This is a genomic window from Nocardia sp. CNS-044, assembly GCF_059570515.1.
In genome coordinates, this window is record NZ_JCANSX010000006.1 from 673574 (window position 1) to 692639 (window position 19066).

The following is a 19066-nucleotide window of genomic DNA, read 5'->3' on the forward strand; positions in this document are numbered from 1 at the left end:
CCCACTTGTCACAGGAGTTACGCGACGCCGTCGATTCGAGCCGCGACGTCGATGGTGCGGCCGGAGCTGTCGCCGAGCTGCTCGCGCACCACCCCGGCCACCTGCGCGACGACCTGCTTCTTGATTCCGGCCAGCGCGCCGAGGGTCGCCGCGCGCACGCCCTTCGCCTTGAAGTCCATCCGGATGTCCCCGGTCGCGGGCGGCGGCACGTCGATGACGATCAGCAGCGGATCGGCCGCCCTGGCGATCAGTACCAGCGGAATCTCGACATCGGCGCGGTACTCGTTCGCCTTGAAGACCTGCACGGTGATGTCCAGGCCGACCGGCAGCGTGAGATCGAACGAGACGAGATCGTCCGGCCCTTCGGGCCGATCGACCAGACGCGGCTGGCGGATCGCGCCACGCACCGTGACGGTCGCCCGGTCTCTAGGCCCGGTTTTCAGCGGCCCGACCTCGATCGGACGCCCCGCCATCTTGTCCACCACCTCGAAGACCCGGTCCCTGGTCACGATGCGGGAGAAGAATCGGTGGCCGAACTCGCCGTAATCGATCCAGTCGAACTCCTCCTGCGCGCGGTGCCGCGACGGCGTGCCCGCGACCATGGCCTCGACGTCGAAGACTCGCCCGCTCTTGGCCTGCGGTTCGGCCAGCATGCTGTTGACCCGGTTGGCGACCTCGCGCTGCACCAGTCCGGCGATCGGGTCGAGCAGCCACTCCCAGGCCGACTCGACCGTCTGGGCGCGCAGCACGAAACTCACGTCGCGGGTGGTGATGGGCGGGATGTCGATGACGATCAGCAGCGGGTCGGCGGTGCGGGCGTGCAGTGTGAGGTCGATTTCGACGACCGCTTCCAGCCGCAGCTTCCGGCCGCCGAGCCGGACCTTGACCGCGAGAGTGAGCGGCACCGTCACCTGGAAGACGACGTGCGGATCATGGCGCAGAACCGTGGGTTCGCCGACCTTGCCCTCGGCGATGAATCCGGCGAGTCCGGGGGGACCGATGTTGAGGGGTCCGATGGCCATGCCGCGCCCCGCCATGGAGGACACCGCGGCCACGATGCGTTCCTCGGTCACCGCGTGGGTGACGAAGCGTTCGCCGAAGGCGGCGTAGTCGATCCAGGACGGGTCGTTCGTCGTTTCCTCGGTCGGCTGCATCAGAGATTCCGAAACCCTCACCTTTCAACGGACAACCGACACGGTACGCGACGAAAGTTTCCGGAGATCGGAACGTCAGGGAACCCTGTCCTGCTGATGAGGGGGTAGCAGGACAGGGTCCGCGATGGCAGCGCTGCCGGGCGCCGCCGACTCCATACTAAGGCTCCGGAAGGGACGCGCCGAGCAACGCGCTCGCCGAACGGGACGCCCTGAGCGGCAATGATTCTCAGAATCGCCCATACCCGACGACGTCCTTCACGTCGGCAACCCGGAATCGGTGGATACGCACCTCGCCGAACTCGTTGCCGCCGATCGTGGTCACCTCGCCGTTCGCCGCCGTGAGCACGATGTTGGTGTGCTGGGTGAACTGGCTCTCCGGGCCGTAGAGCAGCACGTCACCGGTACGCGGGCGATAGCCGCTGCCGATGGGCGCGAACCGGTCCGCGTCCTCGTAGTACTCCTGGAGGGTGTAGACACCGGGGATCCGCCACGATCCGGAGTTCGGATTCGAGAGCGGACGCCCGGCCTCCCGCATCGCCCAGCTCACGAAGTCGGCGCACCAGGGCTCGATCACTCCCTCGGCGTACTTCGGGCCCCCGCCCGGCTCGGCGAACTCGCGCTCCAACACCTCGACCAGCCGGATCTGCGCCGGGTCGAGCGCGGAGCGGTCGATGGCGGGGAAGGCGGCGGGACTCTCGCCGACCACGGCGGGGCGATCCGAGCCGGTCCACCACCAGACCGTGCCCGCGGCGACGGCCGCGACCACGGTCAGCCCCAGCGCCAGCAACAGACCGAGCCGCCCCCGGGTTCTCTGCGGTGCGGACATTCGCCCCCCAATCGCTTTTACGACCATTCATCCTTAAGACGAACGGACGCGGCTCTCGGTTCCCGGATCGCGCCCCAGATAGCGCAACAGTTCCGCGACCGCGTCGTCGTTCGGCGCTCCGTCGACGACCGCGGCATAAGCGCCCCACTGCCGCAGCGGTTCCACGATCGCCGTCTCCGGCCCGCCGCCGGGCGCGGGATTCGCCGTGCGGGCCGCCGTCAGTAGAGCCGCGGCCAGTTCCTCGTCGAGCGGCGAGGCCTGACCGGTGGCGACGGCGAGATCCCAGGCGTGCACGGCCGCGTCCAACGCGCACAGCACTGCGGCGACCGGTGTCGGAAGTTCGCCGTGCGGCAACGGCGTCGGCACCGTCGGCGTGTGCTCGGCGACGGTGTCCCACGCGGCGGCGGTCTGCTCGATCGCGTCGCGCACCAGCGCGGTCGGCGAGCCATCGATGGTGCCCGATGGCTCGAAGGGGTTCTCGGCCGGGCCGTTTCCGATGCCGAGGAATTTCGCGTACGCGAGCTGATCGCCCGCGGCGTGCTGAATCACCTGTGTCACATTCCATTCCGAGCACGGTGTCGGCAGGTGCCACTGGTCGTCGCGAATACCGGCGACGGTGTCGGCGAGCGCGCGGTGGGCGGCGGCGAGGGTCTCGCGCCAGACGGAGGTGAGGGCGACATCGGTATGCATGGCTGGCCTTTCGGGTTTCTCGGTGCTGATACCGAGCCTATGAGTCCATTAGGCTGCTTTCGTTCCTAATAGATCGGAAGATGTGCATGGCCGAGACAACCACCCGCGTCCTGCGCCTGCTCTCGCTCCTCCAGGACCGCGCCTATTCCGGCCGTGAGCTGGCCGAAAAGCTCGGCGTCACGGATCGCACGCTGCGCAACGACATTCGCAGATTGCGCGACCTGGGCTATCCCGTGCATGCCGAGCGCGGCGCCATCGGCGGCTACCGGCTCGGGCGCGGCTCCACCATGCCGCCGCTGCTGCTCGACGACGACGAGGCCGTCGCGGTGGCCGTGGCGGTCGGACTGGCCGAGGACGGCGCGACCGGCATCGCCGACATCACCGAGCACGTCGGCCGCGCGCTGGCCAAACTCGAGCAGATCCTGCCGAAACGCTTGCAGCGCAAGGTCACCGCGCTGCGCAGCGCCACCGCCGTCGGTCCGGCGACCACCGGCTCGCGCGAGCCGGACGCCCCCATACCGGCCGAGGTGCTCACCACCCTGGCGGGAGCGATCCGCGACCGCGCCACGGTGCGGCTCGACATCGACACGGCGGCGGACGAATTCGGCGATCCGACGGAGGTCGAGCCGTACCGGCTGATCAACTGGCAGCGCCGCTGGTACCTCGTCGCCTACGTCCTCGACAGCCACACCTGGCGCGCGATACCCGTCGCCAGGGTGCGCCGCGCGGCCGCGGGCACACGCCGCTTCGCCGCCCGCGCGCTGCCCGACGACGATCTCGTCGCCTTCGTCATGCGCCATGTCGCGAGCACCGGCTGGCGCGTGCACGCGCGGGTCACAGTGCTCGCTCCGGCCGAGCGCGTCATCGCCAGGATCAACCCCGCGGTCGGCGTGGTCGAGGCGGTCGACGCGGACACCTGCGTCCTCTACACCGGCGCCGACGCGCTCGAGACCATCGCCATCTACCTCAGCATGCTGATGATGGACTTTCGGGTAGACGGCCCACCGGAACTCGTCGCGCACCTGCGTACGCTGGCCCGCCGCTACACCGACTCGGTCCGGGAGGCGCCGGACTGATCGGTCAGTCCTTCTTGCCCATCGGAACGCAAGCCGTCAGCGCGATGGCCACCACCGCCGCCGCCATGGCGATGAAGAAGGTGGTGTGGAAGCCCTCGCGGGAGGGCAGCAGGTGCGCGCCGAGCGACATCGTCATGTGCGCGAGCACCACGCTCATCACCGCGGAGGAGGTGGAGGTGCCGATCGAGCGCATCAGCGAGTTGAGCCCGTTGGCGGCGGCGGTCTCGGTGATCGGCACCGCGCCCATGATCAACGCGGGCATCGCGGCGTAGGCCAAACCCACACCGCCCGCGACGATCACGGCGGCGAGCATGATCTCCCAGACGTTGTTCATCAACAGCACCGCGCACAGGTAGCCGACGCCGATCACGGCCGAGCCGAGCATCAGGGTCACCTTGGGTCCGCGCGCCGCCGACAAACGCGCCGACACCGGCGAGAGCGCCATCATCACCAAACCGGTTGGGGCCAGCGCCAATCCGGCGCTCACCATGGAGAGACCGAAGCCGTAGCCGGTCTCCTTCGGAGCCATCAGCAGCTGCGGGAAGGTCAGCGACATGCCGTACAGCGAGAAGCCGACGGCGATCGAGGCCAGATTGGTGAACAGCACCCGCGGTCGTGCCGAGACCCGCAGGTCGACCAGCGGCGCGCCCTGCCGAAGTTCGTAGTAGCCCCAGCCGAGGAAGACCACCACCGACACCGCGAACAGCGTCAGGATCGAGGCGCTGGACCAACCCCAGTCCGCGCCCTTGGTGATCGCGACGAGCAGCGCCAACAGCGCCACCGAAAGACCCACGGCCCCACCGAAATCGAAGCGGGCCGGAGTACGCACCGGCGATTCCGGCACGAAAAGGAAGACCAGAACCAGGCACAGCACGCCGAGCGCCGCGGAGCTCCAGAACAGCACGTGCCAGTCCGCGTTCTGCGCGATCGCCGCGGCCACCGGCAGGCCGATCGCACCGCCGACGCCGAGCGTCGCGCTCATGATCGCCATCGCCGAACCGACCCGCTCGACCGGCAGTTCGTCGCGCATGATGCTGATCCCCAACGGAATAGCGCCGACGGCGGCGCCTTGCAGCGAGCGCCCGATGATCTCCGGCACCAACGAGGAGAAGCTCGCGCAGACCACCGAACCGGCGATGAGAGCGAGCAGATTCGCGAACAGCACGCGGCGCTTGCCGAACATGTCGCCGAGACGACCCGCGATCGGCGTGAACACCGCGCCCGCCAGCAGCGTCGAGGTGATCACCCAGGACGCGTTCGAAGCGGAGGTGTCGAGCAATGTCGGCAGCGCGGGAATGATCGGGATGACCAGCGTCTGCATCAGCGAGACGACCACACCGACCGCACCGAGCGTGGCGATGAGCAGGCCGGGGGCCGGGCGGCGGGTATCGGCCTCGGTGGCGGGCGAGGACGCGGCAATGGACATGCATGTGTACGGTACACATCGTGTGTATGCTGCACAATTTGTCATAGAAGTGATCCAGGCGACATAGTGAGTGCCATGCCAGACCGGGAACCCGCCGACCCCGCGGCGCTGACGCGCCTCGCCTTCGAGCTCGCGCTGCTCTCCCGGCACTTCCCCGCCTCGGTGTTGCGCCGACCAGGATTTCAGCTGGACCGCTCGGCCTTTCTGATCCTGACCAGATTGGAGATCGACAACCCGCTCACCCTTCGCGAACTCGCCGACGCCTTCCGCCTCGACATCTCCACCATCAACCGGCAGGTCGGCGCCATGCTCAAACACGGTCTGGTGGAACGGGTTCCGGATCCCGAAGGCGGTATCGCGCGCAAGATCCGAGCCAGCGCCAAGGGCATGGAGCTGCTCGCCGCCGACCGCGCCCAGAGCCGCGACGGCATCGGCGCCGTGGTCGCCGAGTGGTCCGAGTCCGATATCGGTCAGCTCAGCGCGCTGGTCGCGCGTTTCAACGAGTCCATCGAACACCTCGAGCACAACCCGTGGCCGCGGCCGCCCGCGGCGCGCTGAGCTCGACTTCGCCGAATCCCCTGCGGCGCAGCAGGGGCGCACTATGCTCCCGACGATGGGAGAACTTCGGCATTCCCGGCGCCACGGCACGGTCCGACCGAGCTGGTTCGCCTGGGACAACTACCTGATCGGCGTCGTCGGTCTCGCCTTCGCCGTCGCTTTCGGCACGGCCGCCGCGATCCTCGCCCAAGCGGGGCACTATCCGCCCGCCTTCGCGGTCGCGGCGTTCGCGGCGCTGTTCGCCGCACCCGCCGCGGTGCAGGCGATCGGGGAACTGCTCTCGGGACTGATGCTGGTGGGCATGCTGCTCGGTTCGATCGTGCTACTGCCCGCGCTGTTGGTCAGCCCGGCCGTGCGCCGCTGGGCGAAGCGGCGCTGGGCGCGGGCCACGGCCTGAGCGTTCAGCCCGCGCGCGAATACACGCCGGGCGTGATGCCGTAGCAGCGGCGGAACCAGCGGGTCAGGTGCGCTTGATCGGCGAAGCCAGCGGCCACCGCGGCCTCGGCGACCGGGCGGCCCGCCGCGATCAACCGCCGCGCCGCCCGCAGCCGCAGGATGCGCTGGTAATCGCTCGGCGCCAGACCGTAATTCGCGCGGAAGGCGCGGTAGAGCGCGAAGCGGCTGGCGCCCGTCGCGGTGACGAGATCGTCCATCGACAGCGTCTCCAGATAGCGCTCGTCCAGCACATCGCGCACGCGGCGCGCGATCGCGCCGTTGCCGCCGCCGATCACTGTTCTGGTGCGCGGAGTACGTGCGCCGCGCTGCACCAGCGCCGCCACCGTGGCGGAAAGCGCTTCGTCCCTCGCCAATTCGGTGGCGGGCGAGGTCAGGCTCGCGTACAGCCTGCCGAGCGCGCCAGCGAGCAACGGATCGTGCAGGACCGGTTCGGCGAACAGCGGCAGGCCAGCGGGGCGACCGGCCCGGTCGGACAGCAGGTCGGTGATCAGCTCGGTGCCGATGTGCACGATTCGATAGGTGAAACCCGCCTCGGTGGCGCTGTGCCCGTCGTGCGGTTCGTCCGGGTTGAACGCCATCACCATGCCCGCCGCGCTGACCCGGGCAGCGCCGCGACAGTCGAAACTCTGCGCGCCGAAGTCGGTGAGGCCGAACGAGTAGGTCTCGTGCGCGTGCGGGTGGTAGACGTGCCGCTCGAAGTGGGCGCGCATCACCTCCACCGGCCGGTCCGGCATCCGCCGATATTCGACCCATTCGCTCACCGCCCCATTCTCCCCGCACCAGCGTTCAAGACGCCCGGGCGGTCCGCGCCGAGTATCGAGACGTGCGTATCCGTCTGCTGTTGATCCTGGTCATGGCCCTGTGGGGCAGCGCTTTCGCCTCGTCCAAAGCCGCCGTCGGCGAAGTCCCGCACGAGGTGGCGGGGTTCCTGCGGTTCCTCGGCGGCACCCTCGTGCTGCTGGCCGTCCTGCGCGCGCCCCGGCTGCCCGCCGGCGAAGTGCCGCGCGTCGCGGGCGTCGGCATGGTCGGCGTGTTCGGCTACAACGCGCTGTTCTTCCTCGGCCTTTCCTTGGCGCCCGCGGCCGACGGGAGTGTGATCGTGCCGATGGCCGCGCCCATCTTCACGGTCGCGGTCGGCGTCCTGCTCGGGCGCGTCCGACTGTCCGGGATGCGGTTGCTCGGGCTGGTTCTCGCGGTAAGCGGCGGGTTCGTGTTCTTCCTCGGCATTCCGGATACCGGAAACACCCGCCTGCTCGGCGACCTGACCTTTCTCGGCGCAGCGGCCTGTTGGTCGGCCTACACGCTGCTCGGCGCGCCGCTACTGAGCCGAATGCCCGCGGCCACCGTCACCGTCTACGCGACCGCAGCGGGAACCGCCGCCCTCGGGCTGCTCGCCATACCCGCCTTCGGTGACGTGCGATGGTCGGAACTGGGCCCCGGATTCTGGCTCAACCAGGCGTATCTCGGCGCGCTGCCGACGGCGCTCGCGTACGTCCTGTACTACCGTGCGGTCGGCCAGGTCGGGCCGACCACCGCCACCTCCGCGATGTTCCTCGTCCCGGCCTTCGGGTTGACGTGCGCATGGGTGGTACTCGGGGAGTCCATTGCTCCGTTGCAGGGGATCGGGGCCGGGTTGATGTTCGTTGGGGCGTGGGTGAATACGCGTCCGGCGATCGATGATTCGGTGCACACGACGGCGGATCCTGGCCGAGTCGTCGTCGAAGACGATTGTGTGGCGGCGAGTTCCGGGACGCGGTCGGACGAGCGTTGCGCCTCGGCGGTCGATCCCGCTTCGGCGGCGGCCGACTCCGTCTCGGCGGCGGACGATTCCGTCTCGGCGGCGGACGACTCCGTCTCGGCGGCGGCCGATTCCGTGCGGCCGAACTAGATTCATCGGATGGATCGAACCGGTCCGGTGCAGGGTGGTGATCGCGTGGATCATCCTTGCTCGACCCCGTGCACATCCCGCTCATCGGACGGATTTCCTGGCGTCTCGTTGCCGCCGCACTGAGGAGGGGGAGCGGGCCGCGGTGGTGCGGGCTGCTGGACAACCAGCCATCGAGTACTCCGGTCATCACCTGGCACTGACCGCGCCGGACACCGTTGCCGAGCAGCTGATCGCGGCCGTCGGCGCTTCGCTCCTCCGGGTGGTCGCAAGCGGCGGCGCGGCTGAGAATCGCCGCGATCGAACAGCATTCGAGACCGGTCGGTTCGAAGGTCGGAGGTTTGGATGCGGCGGAACGAGGCACTACCGCTTCGACAGACTCGTCGAAGGAGAAACCCGTGTCATCCGCAATGGTGGCCGTGGCGATCGTGGCGGTGCTCGTCGCGCTCACGGCCGTACTGCTCTTGTCCTGGCCTTTGCTGCGAACTCGCCGCTTGCGCAAACGATTCGGACCCGAATACGACCGGGCCGTCGAGCAGCGGGACGGCCGCCGCGCCGCCGAACGCGAACTACGCGAACGCGAGCTCCGCCACGCCGAACTCGAGCTACGGGACCTCTCGGAGGACCAGCGGAAGCAGTACACCGCTCGGTGGGCCGACGTGCAGGAACGCTTCGTAGACGACCCCGCCGCGGCGCTCGCCGACGCCGACCGCCTCGTCACCAGCGTCATGTCCGATCGCGGCTACCCCGCGGAAAGCTACGACCAGCAGCTGGCCGACCTCTCCGTCGAGCACGCCCCCGCCCTCGGCCACTACCGCAGCGCTCACGCCATCGCGACCCGCAGCAATGGCGACACCAACACCGAGGACATGCGCACCGCCATCGTGCATTACCGCGAACTCTTCCACGACCTCCTCAACGGCCGGACCCGCCAGACCAAGGACGCCCTCTCATGAACACCGATCACACCGAAACCCGCCGCGCTACCACCGAATCGCGCACCGCTCCAAACGATCCCACGCCGGGTGACCACCGCGACGCGCGCGGCGCCAGCTCCGCGCCGCGCGACATCGAAGCTGGCGGCGCCAACTCCGCGCCCGGCGACAACATCGAAGCACGCAGCGCCAACCCCGCGCCCGGCGACAACATCGAAGCACGCAGCGCCAACCCCGCGCCCGGCGACAACAACGAAGCACGCAGCGCCAGCCCCGCGCCGGGCAACAACAACGAGGCACGCGGCGCCACTTCCGCGCTGGGCGACAACGAAGCACACGGCGCCAACCCCGCGCCGGGCAACGCCATCGATGCGCCCGGCACCACCGACTCGGCATCGAGCACGGACCGCGAGGCGCGCACCGCCGCCCACCTCACGCCCACCGACGCGCACCTGAACACGTCGGGCGACATCCCGAACAGCGACCACGCAGCCCCGAGCACCGGCACACGCGATGCCAGCACCGCGGAGGCCGTGGGCGGCGACCGAGCCCACGACAACACCACCGCCGCGACCCCGAACGGCAAATCCACCGCTGCCCACGACGAACCCATCCCCCTCTTCACCGAAGCCGAGATCGAACGCCTCCGCACCGAATGGCGCACGGTCCAAGGCTCTTTCATCGACAACCCCCGCGACGCGGTCTCCCGCGCCGACAACCTCGTCGCCAACACCATCGACCACCTCACCGCGGCCTACTCCGAACACCGCCGCGGCCTCACCACCCGCTGGTCCCAGGACCCCGACACCGAGGACCTCCGCAACACCCTCCGCGCCTACCGCACCTTCTTCAACCAACTCCTGCCCTGAATCGAATTGTCACTCTCCGCGTTTCGACTTCGGTCGGACGCGGAAGTGAGCACGTTCGCCCTGTTTGCCGAAGAGGCTGAGGAATTCGACTGGTTCGGCGTCGGCGGCGCCGAACCAGTGGGGTATGTGGGTGTCGAATTCGGCCGCTTCGCCAGGGACCAGTTTCAGATCGTGCTCGCCGAGGATGACGCGGAGGCGTCCGTTCAGGACGTAGACCCATTCGTACCCTTCGTGGGTCTGGGGCCGAGGTTGCACGCGGGGGTCGGCGGGCGGCAGGACGATCTTGTATGCCTGGATGCCGCCCGCGCGACGGGTCAGCGGAACCATGGTCATGCCGTGCTGCGTGACCGGTCGCAGGTGGATGCGCGGATCGCCGGTGGGCGGCGCGTCGACGAGCTCGTCCAGCGTGACGCCGTGCGCCTTGGCGAGCGGCAGCAGCAGTTCCAGAGTGGGCCGCCGCGCGCCGGACTCCAGTCGGGAGAGGGTGCTCACGGATATCCCGGTGGTCGCCGAAAGATCGGCCAGCGTGGTTTCGCGCTGGCGACGCAGGGCACGCAGTCGGGGACCGACCGCGTCGAGTGCTCGGTCGAGGCCGTCGTCCATGGGACCAGTTTGCCAGAGTGGCAAACAAAGTTGCCAGTTCGGCGGCGGGGCTCGCATAGTCGTCGCAGGAGGTGGTCACGTGACCGATCAACTGAGAGACAGCTATGACGTGGTAGTGATCGGCGGCGGCGCCGCGGGACTGAGCGGCGCGCTCATGCTCGGCCGATCGCGACGCTCGGTGCTGGTGATCGACGCGGGCGCGCCGCGCAACGCACCGGCCGACGGCGTGCACGGCCTGCTCGCGCGGGAGGGCATGCCGCCCGCCGAGCTGCTCGAACGCGGCCGCACTGAGGTCCGGCAGTTCGGCGTTCAGCTCGTTTCCGGCGAGGTGCGCGACGCGAGCCGGGACGGCGACGGATTCACGCTCACGACGGCCGACGGCCGGACGGTCCGCGCCCGCAGGTTGCTGCTCGCCACCGGCTTGGTCGACGAGTTGCCCGACGTCCCAGGCCTGCGCGAACGTTGGGGTCGCGACGTGCTGCACTGCCCCTACTGCCACGGTTGGGAAGTGCGCGACCGAGCGATCGGCGTGCTCGCCACCGGTCCGATGTCGGTCCACCAGGCGCTGCTGTTCCGGCAGCTGAGCACCGACGTGGTGTTCTTCACCGACACGACCACACCGACACACGAGGAGACGGTGCAGCTCGCCGCGCGCGGCATCCGGTTGGTCGAGGGCGGGATCACCGACCTGGTCATCGCCGACGATCGCATCACCGGCGTGCGGCTGAGCGACGGCACGGTGATCGAACGCGAGGTCGTCGCGGTCGGGTCGCGCATGGTGGCGCGGGCCCAGTTCCTCGCGACGCTCGGATTGCGCACCAGCGAGCACCCGATGGGCGAGTTCATCGCGGCAGATCCAACCGGCCGCACCGAGGTGCCCGGCGTGTGGGCAGCGGGCAATATCACCGACTTGGCCGCCCAAGTCGGTGCTGCGGCCGCCGCGGGTGCCACAGCGGGCGCGCAGATCAACGCCGACCTGGTCGCCGAAGAGACCCGAAACGCGGTCGCCGCCTACTCGAGCGCCGACGGACGCGGTCCGGCACCGGACCACCGCACGTGGCCGAGGTACGCGGAACCGTTCTCGGCCGACACCGAAGCGCGCCTGAGCGAGGCGAACTCCGGCGCCAGCCGCCACGGCCTGTGAACGACGAAAGGAGCACCGTGTCCGAACAACTCGACCACGCCTTCTGGGAGAACCGCTACCGCACGACGACTCCGCACGTCCAACCCAACCCACACCTGACGGTGGAGGCGGCGGAACTGCCGCCGGGGCGCGCTCTGGATGCGGGCTGCGGCGAAGGCGCGGAAGCGGTTTGGCTCGCCGCGCACGGCTGGCGGGTGACGGCCGTCGACTTCGCCACCGCGGCACTCGAGCGCGCCCGCGAGCGCGCCGATATCCGCGGTCCCGAGGTGGCCGATCGAATCGATTGGCTCACAGCGGATCTGACCGAATGGACGCCGCCGGAGAGCAGCTTCGACTTGGTCTGCTCCCACTACGCCCACCCCGTCACCGGAGCCGAAACCTTGCTGCGCCGACTGGCCCCCGCGGTCGCGCCCGGCGGCACACTCCTCATCGTCGGCCATCATCCGACGGACGCGCATTCGACAGCGCACGCCTCCGGAGTGCACGTCACGGCGGAAAGCCTGGCGGCGGAGCTGGATCCCACCCGCTGGGAAATCATGGTGGCGGAGAACAGATCTCGAACGGTGACGCACGGCAGTCACCAAATCGAGCTTCGCGACGCCGTGCTTGTGGCCCGGAAACATCGCTGACTCGGCCGCTTCGGGCTACCTGGTGTGCCCTGCGCGTGACCGGTTGTGGCGGAACGACCTGGACGACATGCTTCGTCCACTTCCACACGGCCGCCGCCTTGCCCAACCCTGAAAACCCCCAATGGTTCCCGGCCGCGGCGGCGGCGCACTGACCGCCGCGAGCGGGTCAGACCTCCAGGTCCTCTTCGATGCCGCGCAGGTGGTGCCTGGCGAGCGCCAGGTTGGCCCGTCCGCGGTCGAGGGCGAGATAGAGGAAGAGGCCTTTGGATTTGCGGCCGGTCATCGGGCGGATGATGTGGTACTGGCCGGAGAGGGTGATGAGGATGTCCTCGATGTCGTCATTGAGACCGAGCTGCTCCATGGTCCGCAGCTTGGCGCGCACCACTTCGGTGTTACCCGCCGCGGCGACCTGCAGGTCCAACGACTTCGAGCTCCCGAGCATTCCGAGCGCCATGCCACTGTTGTAGTCCACGACGGCGGCACCGACCGCACCGTCGATCACCATCATGTCCTTGAGCGCCAGATCGAGATTCGTCATTTCATTCCTTTCGATGGGTGTGCACTGCCCGGTCCTTTCCGGGCTTTGTCGCCAGCGCCGCCAGATGATCGACGATCGCGCGGGCCACCGGACGCGACTCCAGGTGGAGCCGGCCGACGTTCACTTCGGGTCCGGCCAGTACGGTCAGCGAGGCCCAGCCCGCCGCGTAGATCACCACGTGTCCCTCGGTGCCGCGCACCACGACCTCGTGGAAGCCGCCGCCGTTGGCGGTGGCGGACAGCCGGTACGACAGCGCCAGATGCGAAGCCGACAGCGCTGCCATTCCGTCGGGTTCGATGTGTGCGGGCAGGTCGTGGGCGATCAGCAATCCATCGCCGGAGGAGACCAGCGCGCCGGTCGATTGCGGCACCCGATCCCGCAGCATCTTCAGTTCCGCGAGCACCGCCGCGTTCGGTTCGGGTCCGGACATCGCCACCTTGGTAAACCTTCCCATCCAATCGCCGAGCAATTTCTTTCGCGCGGTCACGCAAGCTCCTCCAACGCCGCCCGCAGGCGAACCAGCACATCGCGGTCCACGGGCTCCCACTGTTCCGCGGTCGGCGGCAGGGCCGACCGCACCCGGCGGCGTAGTGGTGGGGCGGTGGGGTCGCTGATCCGAGGTATCGGCGCGGACGGCTCGTCTTCTCGCGCACGGCCGAAATCTCCAGCCGGCGACTCGATCTCGATGACGCGCCCTCCGGCGGGCGCCCCGGTACGCGTGGCCAATTCGGTAACGCCCGGCCCGGTCATCTTGGCGTGCTTGCCATTTCGCGTGTCGGTGCGAGCACCCTGCGATCCGCTGTACGGCTCGAACCCCGCACCCCAGTGGGCAGTGTGCCTTCCTCGATCGACGACTGGACTGGGCGGCTTGATCAAGCCCGCCGCGGTCAATTCCCGCACCGCCTCCAGACATCCGTACGTGGTGCGGCCGAGGTCGCGCGCGATTCCGGTGATACTGCGCTGGGTATCCGCCGCCGCGAGCACCTCGGCCTGGCCCGCCGTGAGCACCACCTGCCGCCGCCGGACGCGCCGCACCGGAACTACCGGAGCCCGGTCGACCAGCTCGGCAGGCCAGGGTCCGGACTCCGGATCACCGCGCCGCGCGCATTCCTGCACCAGTGCGCGCGGCGTGATGTGACAGACCGGGGCGAGCCAGTGCGGCGGAGCGGGCCGGAACTCGGGGACGGCGGACGACGCGAGCAGAAAATACGCCGCATCGAAAACCGAAAGCAGTGCAAGGGTTTCCAGTCGCGGGCGGTTCAGCACCTGACCCGGGTCGCCCGAACCCGCTTGCCGCCAATCCTCCGCGGTGGCCACGCCCGCCTCCACCACGAGCCGGTCCAATCCGGTCGCCCTGCGGCAATCGGCGGAGGCGATCACGCCGCCGGTGAGATGAAACGCGCCATCGCCCGCGCGCAACACACCCGTACTCCCTTCCTTTTCCAGCCGCCGCAGCTCGACCGCGAGTTCAACGCCCATGACCGTCCTCGGCGAATTCCGCCAGAATTGCTCGCAGCTGGAATCGCGCCATAGCCAGATTCCCGGTGTCGTCGTCGCACAGGAGGTGCACGAAAAGCCGTCCGTCGAAATCGCCGTCCACCAGATTCAGCAAGTGAAATCCGCGGGTACCGCACACGATGATCTCGGTGAGATCGTCACCGTCGCGACCGGTGGCCAGCGCCGAGCAGCCGAGCACGGCGCGCACCACATCCGTTGTGGCCGCGGCATCTTCGTGCTCGTCGACCAGGTCGTGCTCCCCGGCAGCGGCGATCGCCAGACCACTCGCGCCGTCCACCATCGTCACGCTGCGCGCACCCGGAATGTCCATGATGCGTTTCAGGCAGCCCTCAATTCCGATCACCGTGCCACCGCTTGTCTGTGAGGGATTCAGCGAGTCCCGACGCTACACACGCCCAGTGACCGATGTACAGCTATCGCCGGGAAATTTCTCAGCACACAACGCATTTCCCATGGAAACGAGAAAAGAATACCCTCCGGTATTTGAAACCTACCGGTAGTTAAGGGACTTTTGTCATCTCGCTTTGCGAAATTAGGTTGCCCACAATGCGGAAGACTCGCGCTGCAGGATTCATTTCGTACCGGTAGGCTCTACACAGCTATCCATGCGCGCTCGTGCTCGCAAACTTTGTTGCCGCCCAGTGTTTTTGGGGCGAGTGCTGCGCAGCGGACGCGGACTCGCCGTGACGATGGCACAATTGCGCCGCGCAGCCTGAGGTGGCGTGGTCCGCGCATGGCGCGAGGGCGAACAGAAGAGCGAGTACGCCGTTCTCGACCAGACTCGGCGAGTTTCCGAACGGTCGAATTCGGCTGGCGCGGTGCAACGGTCTCGACCGACAGCAATCTCACCAATCACGCGGAGCGACCACTTCGTCGGTTTTGTCGCTGCCCTCGACCAGGGACACGGAGCCGACTCGAATCCATTCCGCCCAGCTTCGTCAACCGGCCGCTCCGACCTGCTTGCGCATCAGGCATTGGGATCTGATCAGCCCCCTCTACGCCGCGCCTCCTCTTCGGACTTGGGCAGTTGGACGCCGTCATGCGTCGCGAAACGGCGCGCTCGGCGTCAGCTCGGCGGCGGGGTCAGCCCCGACTCGGCGGCGGTTGTTCGGCCCCGACTCGGCGGCGGTGTTCGGCCCCGACTCGGCAGCGGTTGTTCGGCCCCGACTCGGCAGCGGGTTCGCCTCCGGCTCGGCGGCGGGCTCGGCCCCGACGCGGCGGCGGCCTCGACTCGGCGGCGGGTTCGGCAGCGGGTTCGCCTCCGGCTCGGCGGCGGGTTCGGCGTCGTCGGATCTGACGACCGGTGACAGGCCTGGCTCAACCCGGGCGAAGGTCCGTAATCGGCAGCCCGTGCTCGACACGCAGACGCTCGGCCACGAGCGAGCGGTGACATGCCTCCGGATCGCACTCGACACAGAGAAGCGCGGTCACCGCGTCGCTCGGAAGCTCGGCCACGAGCGCGCCGAGGTCGAACGGGTCGAGGATCTCACGGGTGTAGCGCTCGGCGTACTCGGGCGCGAGCGCGATGCGGTTGCGCTTGCCCACGCCTTGCCGGTCGTCCTCGCGATATTGGAGCTGACGCAGCTCGGTAGTCGGCGCCAGCCCCTTCACATGCCGGTAGCCGATGCCCGCCGCGGCGAGCATGCTCTGGAGCCGTGCCGAGTTCGCCCAGGAGTAGTCGGGGCCCCGCACCCCCCGGCGCTGGCGGAGGTCGAGTAGCAACCCCACGCCTGCGCCGGTGAGCTCGTCGAGGAAGGTTTCGGCGGTAAAGCCGTAGACGCCGATCGTCACCATTCCGACCACCGGATATCACCCACCTGCCTGCTATCGTGCCGGTTCCGCTTGTCCCGCCGAGGTGGCGCGATCGCCTCAGGCGACGGCGGTCCCCTCGAGCTCCACCATCAGGACAGGGATCGCCAACCGTGTCACCCCGAGCATCGTGGTGGCCGGCGCCACCCCGGCGGCGCCCAATCGCGACGCCAGCACTCCGTAGTGCTGGAAAAGCAGATCGACGTCGGTGGTGTAGACGTTGAGCCGGACGAGGTTCGCGAGGGACATGCCCGCCTCACCCAGAACGGCCTCCAGGTTGTCGAGGCTCAGCGCCAACTGCGCCGCCATGTCACCGGCGTGTTGCGGCTCGCCGTCACCGCTCATCGCGGTCTGTCCGGCGCAATACAGGGTCCGGGTGTGCCCCGAGACGATCTCACCCTGGTTGTACCCCAACTTCACCGACCACGGCCACGGATTGATCGCCGTCCGCTCCATCGCCTCGTCAGCGCCGGTCGAGTCCTCGAGAGTCCGTACGTCCATCGGCTCGGTAACCATCTTCTTTGTCATGCTGGACAGCCTCTCAGCCAATACACGACATCTTGTGTCGTGTATTGCTGACATAATTTTCGTATGCGCGCTGACCGGTTGGTCTCGCTGGTGCTGCTGCTGCGCCAGCACGGTCGACTGTCCGCGACCGCGCTGGCCCGCGAGCTGGAGGTGTCCACCCGCACCGTGCTGCGCGATATCGAGGCGCTGTCCGCGGCCGGTGTCCCGGTCTACGCCGAACGCGGCAGGCACGGCGGTTTCGCGTTGTTGCCCGGCTTCCAGACCGAGCTCACCGGACTGAACCACGACGAGGCACTTGCCCTGCTGGTGGCCGGATCCCGGCGTGGCGCACAGGCATTCGGCCTCGGCTCGGCGCTAGCGTCGGCCATGCGCAAGGTGGTCGACGCGCTGCCCGAAAGTTATCGGGCCACCGCGGCCGGTGCGGCCCAGCGATTGCTCATCGATCCCGAGACCGATCTCCTCTCGCGCCGGCTGGTCACCGAGGAGGCGCCCGACGCCGTAGTGACCGAGGTTCGGCGCGCGGTGTTCGCCGGACGCAAGCTGCGCATCCACTACGCGGCCGTGAACCAGACCCCGAAATGGCGCACGGTGGACCCGATCGGCCTGGTCACCGCCCGCGGGCACGGCTACTTGCTGGCCACGCGGTCCGGCGCGGACCGCACCTACCGACTGTCTCGAATCTTGGCCGCCGAGGAACTCCCCGAACCCGCACAGCGACCGGACCGGGTCGACCTGGACCGGGCCTGGCAGGAACGCAGCACGCGGTTTCGGACCGGCGGCGACCAGGTCAGCGTGCTGGCACGGGTGGCCCCGGCGCGGAGGGAGGAGCTGGTGGGCACCGCGCTGGCCGTCCGCTCCGAAGAAGCCGACGCAGACGGCCGACTGCGACTGGAAGCGACATTCCAAGATTCGAGACATGCGGAATGGGCGCTGTGGCAGCTCGCCGCCGACGCGGAAGTCCTTGCCCCGCAATGGCTGCGTACCTCCCTGCGCGATCGCGCCGCCGCGGTCGCCACCTGCTACGGAGAGTCATACGGCCCACCGCCGAACGCTTCCGAAAGTTCCGGCAGTGACTAGCCCCCGGCTTCCCGCTGAGCGACCAGAAATGGGCAATGACGTTGGCGGGACTCGAGTTCCGCTTCCGTCTGCCTCGAAGCGCACCCTCGCCGACGACCAGCTGGCCGCCATCACCGCGCCCTGCTGCCCCTTTCGGCGCCGATAACAGGTGCGCACCTCACGTACCGCGGTTCGCCTCTGTCGACAGTGCGATGCGCGGGCCGACCCATTGCACGAATTGGACTGTCCGGCAGCAGGAGTCGCGGTCGCATGTAACATCCCACGACACAGCGGCGGATACATCCTATGAAATCGACCACTACACGATCGGAGACTTCGTGAAGATCTCGCCACGGGCAGTAGCGATGTGCCTGACCGCCCCCGTTCTCGCACTCACCGCGACAGCAGCGATCGCCGGAACCGCCGCCGCCGACTCGTCCGGCTGCGAGGGGTCGATGAACGGTTCATGGGCGTACAACGGCGTGTGCCGAGGCGGAGAAGGCACCTACCGCCTCGAAATCGATTGCGTCGGATACAACTTCGCGGCCTTCCCTCCGGCCATCGGCCCGTACACCACGCGCGTCGACTTGCCCGTCGGACAGCCGGGCACGGTCGCTTGCTTCGGCCCGAACTGGTCCAGCGCCGGATGGGCCGTGGGCTCGCGCATCTTCCGGCTCTGATCGCTCCGGTCCGTGGTCGTCCACTGGCCCGCGTCCCGATCAGTGGACGACCACCGGTCCGCAGCAACCGCATCGTCGAAGGCGTCCACGCGGCGATGCCATGATCTGATGGATCAACGTCCAAGCAAGACAGATAAGGCCACCGACAACACTGATCGGAACATTCGAGCTCAAACGGCGCGCCGCCGACGAGCCCGGCCACGTCACCGACGACGGTCAGGGACTGGGTTACCTGATGCGGCGCCACGCCTGGGGCGCGGGACTGGCGTTCGAAGCCGCCACCGCCGCGTTACGCGCAGCCGCAGACGAGCTCCCCGACCAGCCGGTCCTCATCGCGACCCAGACCGCCAACGAACGCTCGCTCAGACTCGCGGCCCGCCTTAGGTCCCAGCCGGTCCGCACCTTCGAATGGTTCGACGCCGAGCAGACCCTCTGCCTGGCAAGCCTGCACTCGTTCAAAGCCTGAGGCACGCCGAGTCGGCGACGTCACTTCTAGCGACACCACGCGATCCCGAACCCACTCGACGACACCTGAATCGGACCATCCGTGTCCGTGCGGCGATGGTTTACGTTGCAGCACAACGCTATATCGAGATAGGAGCAGACTGCTCACGCGATCACCGAAGGTGTCCGAACGAAAACGCCTCCTACAAGCGTCCTTTCCTGATATCCAGCGGCCGTGATCG

23 protein-coding genes are annotated in these 19066 nt (G+C 68.5%); 11 read left to right on the forward strand and 12 right to left on the reverse strand.

All coding sequences use genetic code 11. The features are described from left to right. Nucleotides 1-17: 17 nt before the first annotated feature. The 3 genes from T333_RS11755 to T333_RS11765 form a co-directional block, all read right to left on the reverse strand. A complete protein-coding gene (locus tag T333_RS11755) occupies nucleotides 18-1154 on the reverse strand; it encodes a hypothetical protein (protein WP_355001887.1) in 1137 nt (378 codons plus the stop codon). 226 nt (nucleotides 1155-1380) lie between these two features. Further along, nucleotides 1381-1980: a CHAP domain-containing protein gene (locus T333_RS11760; protein ID WP_496424449.1), complete on the reverse strand. Its 600-nt coding sequence runs from the start codon at nucleotides 1978-1980 to the stop codon at nucleotides 1381-1383. 33 nt (nucleotides 1981-2013) lie between these two features. Next, complete coding sequence (locus T333_RS11765; RefSeq protein ID WP_496424450.1) at nucleotides 2014-2670, reverse strand: TIGR03086 family metal-binding protein; 657 nt, start codon at nucleotides 2668-2670, stop codon at nucleotides 2014-2016. An 86-nt stretch (nucleotides 2671-2756) separates the two neighbouring features. Here T333_RS11765 and T333_RS11770 point away from each other — a divergent pair, with 86 nt between their 5' ends. Beyond that, nucleotides 2757-3746, forward strand: coding sequence for a helix-turn-helix transcriptional regulator (locus T333_RS11770; RefSeq protein WP_496424451.1), 990 nt, complete (start codon nucleotides 2757-2759; stop codon nucleotides 3744-3746). A gap of 4 nt (nucleotides 3747-3750) precedes the next feature. On the opposite strand, the gene T333_RS11775 is transcribed toward T333_RS11770, so the two are convergent. Next, nucleotides 3751-5172, reverse strand: a complete 1422-nt coding sequence (locus T333_RS11775) for an MFS transporter (protein ID WP_496424452.1) — start codon at nucleotides 5170-5172, stop codon at nucleotides 3751-3753. A 75-nt stretch (nucleotides 5173-5247) separates the two neighbouring features. Here T333_RS11775 and T333_RS11780 point away from each other — a divergent pair, with 75 nt between their 5' ends. Both T333_RS11780 and T333_RS11785 read left to right on the forward strand, forming a co-directional pair. After that, the gene (locus T333_RS11780) at nucleotides 5248-5730 is read left to right on the forward strand and encodes a MarR family winged helix-turn-helix transcriptional regulator (protein WP_355001892.1); all 483 of its coding nucleotides are present in this window, start codon (nucleotides 5248-5250) and stop codon (nucleotides 5728-5730) included. Nucleotides 5731-5785: 55 nt separating this feature from the next. Continuing rightward, a complete protein-coding gene (locus tag T333_RS11785; protein WP_355001893.1) occupies nucleotides 5786-6127 on the forward strand; it encodes a hypothetical protein in 342 nt (113 codons plus the stop codon). A gap of 4 nt (nucleotides 6128-6131) precedes the next feature. Here the strand turns inward: T333_RS11785 and T333_RS11790 are convergent, their stop codons facing one another. Further along, the gene (locus T333_RS11790; protein WP_355001894.1) at nucleotides 6132-6947 is read right to left on the reverse strand and encodes an AraC family ligand binding domain-containing protein; all 816 of its coding nucleotides are present in this window, start codon (nucleotides 6945-6947) and stop codon (nucleotides 6132-6134) included. 62 nt (nucleotides 6948-7009) lie between these two features. Here T333_RS11790 and T333_RS11795 point away from each other — a divergent pair, with 62 nt between their 5' ends. From T333_RS11795 to T333_RS11805, 3 genes are all read left to right on the forward strand, one after another. After that, nucleotides 7010-8074, forward strand: coding sequence for a DMT family transporter (locus tag T333_RS11795; protein ID WP_496424453.1), 1065 nt, complete (start codon nucleotides 7010-7012; stop codon nucleotides 8072-8074). Between the two features lie 395 nt (nucleotides 8075-8469). Then, a complete protein-coding gene (locus tag T333_RS11800) occupies nucleotides 8470-9027 on the forward strand; it encodes a hypothetical protein (protein ID WP_355001896.1) in 558 nt (185 codons plus the stop codon). Continuing rightward, nucleotides 9024-9875 carry a hypothetical protein gene (locus T333_RS11805; protein ID WP_496424454.1) on the forward strand — a complete coding sequence of 284 codons (852 nt, stop codon included), beginning with the start codon at nucleotides 9024-9026 and terminating at the stop codon, nucleotides 9873-9875. The genes T333_RS11800 and T333_RS11805 overlap by 4 nt, the downstream gene beginning before the upstream one ends. Nucleotides 9876-9884: 9 nt before the next feature. Here the strand turns inward: T333_RS11805 and T333_RS11810 are convergent, their stop codons facing one another. Next, nucleotides 9885-10478, reverse strand: coding sequence for a helix-turn-helix domain-containing protein (locus T333_RS11810; RefSeq protein ID WP_355001898.1), 594 nt, complete (start codon nucleotides 10476-10478; stop codon nucleotides 9885-9887). A 79-nt stretch (nucleotides 10479-10557) separates the two neighbouring features. Between T333_RS11810 and T333_RS11815 the strand changes: the two genes are divergently transcribed. Both T333_RS11815 and T333_RS11820 read left to right on the forward strand, forming a co-directional pair. Next, nucleotides 10558-11622, forward strand: a complete 1065-nt coding sequence (locus tag T333_RS11815) for an NAD(P)/FAD-dependent oxidoreductase (RefSeq protein ID WP_496424455.1) — start codon at nucleotides 10558-10560, stop codon at nucleotides 11620-11622. Between the two features lie 17 nt (nucleotides 11623-11639). Further along, complete coding sequence (locus tag T333_RS11820; protein ID WP_355001900.1) at nucleotides 11640-12251, forward strand: class I SAM-dependent methyltransferase; 612 nt, start codon at nucleotides 11640-11642, stop codon at nucleotides 12249-12251. A 166-nt stretch (nucleotides 12252-12417) separates the two neighbouring features. Here T333_RS11820 and T333_RS11825 read toward each other — a convergent pair whose 3' ends face one another. From T333_RS11825 to T333_RS11850, 6 genes are all read right to left on the reverse strand, one after another. Then, complete coding sequence (locus tag T333_RS11825) at nucleotides 12418-12789, reverse strand: hypothetical protein (RefSeq protein ID WP_355001901.1); 372 nt, start codon at nucleotides 12787-12789, stop codon at nucleotides 12418-12420. Nucleotide 12790: 1 nt separating this feature from the next. Then, nucleotides 12791-13276 carry a roadblock/LC7 domain-containing protein gene (locus tag T333_RS11830; RefSeq protein ID WP_357250562.1) on the reverse strand — a complete coding sequence of 162 codons (486 nt, stop codon included), beginning with the start codon at nucleotides 13274-13276 and terminating at the stop codon, nucleotides 12791-12793. Beyond that, the gene (locus T333_RS11835; RefSeq protein ID WP_357250559.1) at nucleotides 13273-14268 is read right to left on the reverse strand and encodes a hypothetical protein; all 996 of its coding nucleotides are present in this window, start codon (nucleotides 14266-14268) and stop codon (nucleotides 13273-13275) included. Before T333_RS11835 ends, T333_RS11830 begins: the two co-directional genes overlap by 4 nt. Then, entirely contained in the window at nucleotides 14258-14650 is a 393-nt protein-coding gene (locus T333_RS11840) for a hypothetical protein (protein WP_355001904.1), read from the reverse strand. The genes T333_RS11835 and T333_RS11840 overlap by 11 nt, the downstream gene beginning before the upstream one ends. Nucleotides 14651-15624: 974 nt before the next feature. Beyond that, complete coding sequence (locus T333_RS11845; protein WP_496424456.1) at nucleotides 15625-16101, reverse strand: DUF488 family protein, N3 subclade; 477 nt, start codon at nucleotides 16099-16101, stop codon at nucleotides 15625-15627. A 75-nt stretch (nucleotides 16102-16176) separates the two neighbouring features. Then, a complete protein-coding gene (locus tag T333_RS11850; RefSeq protein ID WP_357250985.1) occupies nucleotides 16177-16572 on the reverse strand; it encodes a RidA family protein in 396 nt (131 codons plus the stop codon). Nucleotides 16573-16707: 135 nt separating this feature from the next. Here T333_RS11850 and T333_RS11855 point away from each other — a divergent pair, with 135 nt between their 5' ends. The 3 genes from T333_RS11855 (at nucleotide 16708) to T333_RS11865 (ending at nucleotide 18846) form a co-directional block, all read left to right on the forward strand. After that, on the forward strand, nucleotides 16708-17721 hold the full coding sequence (locus T333_RS11855) for a helix-turn-helix transcriptional regulator (RefSeq protein WP_496424457.1): 1014 nt from the start codon (nucleotides 16708-16710) through the stop codon (nucleotides 17719-17721). A 317-nt stretch (nucleotides 17722-18038) separates the two neighbouring features. After that, a complete protein-coding gene (locus tag T333_RS11860) occupies nucleotides 18039-18380 on the forward strand; it encodes a hypothetical protein (RefSeq protein ID WP_496424458.1) in 342 nt (113 codons plus the stop codon). 154 nt (nucleotides 18381-18534) lie between these two features. Beyond that, nucleotides 18535-18846, forward strand: a complete 312-nt coding sequence (locus T333_RS11865; protein ID WP_496424777.1) for a GNAT family N-acetyltransferase — start codon at nucleotides 18535-18537, stop codon at nucleotides 18844-18846. The last annotated feature ends 220 nt before the right edge of the window (nucleotides 18847-19066 follow it).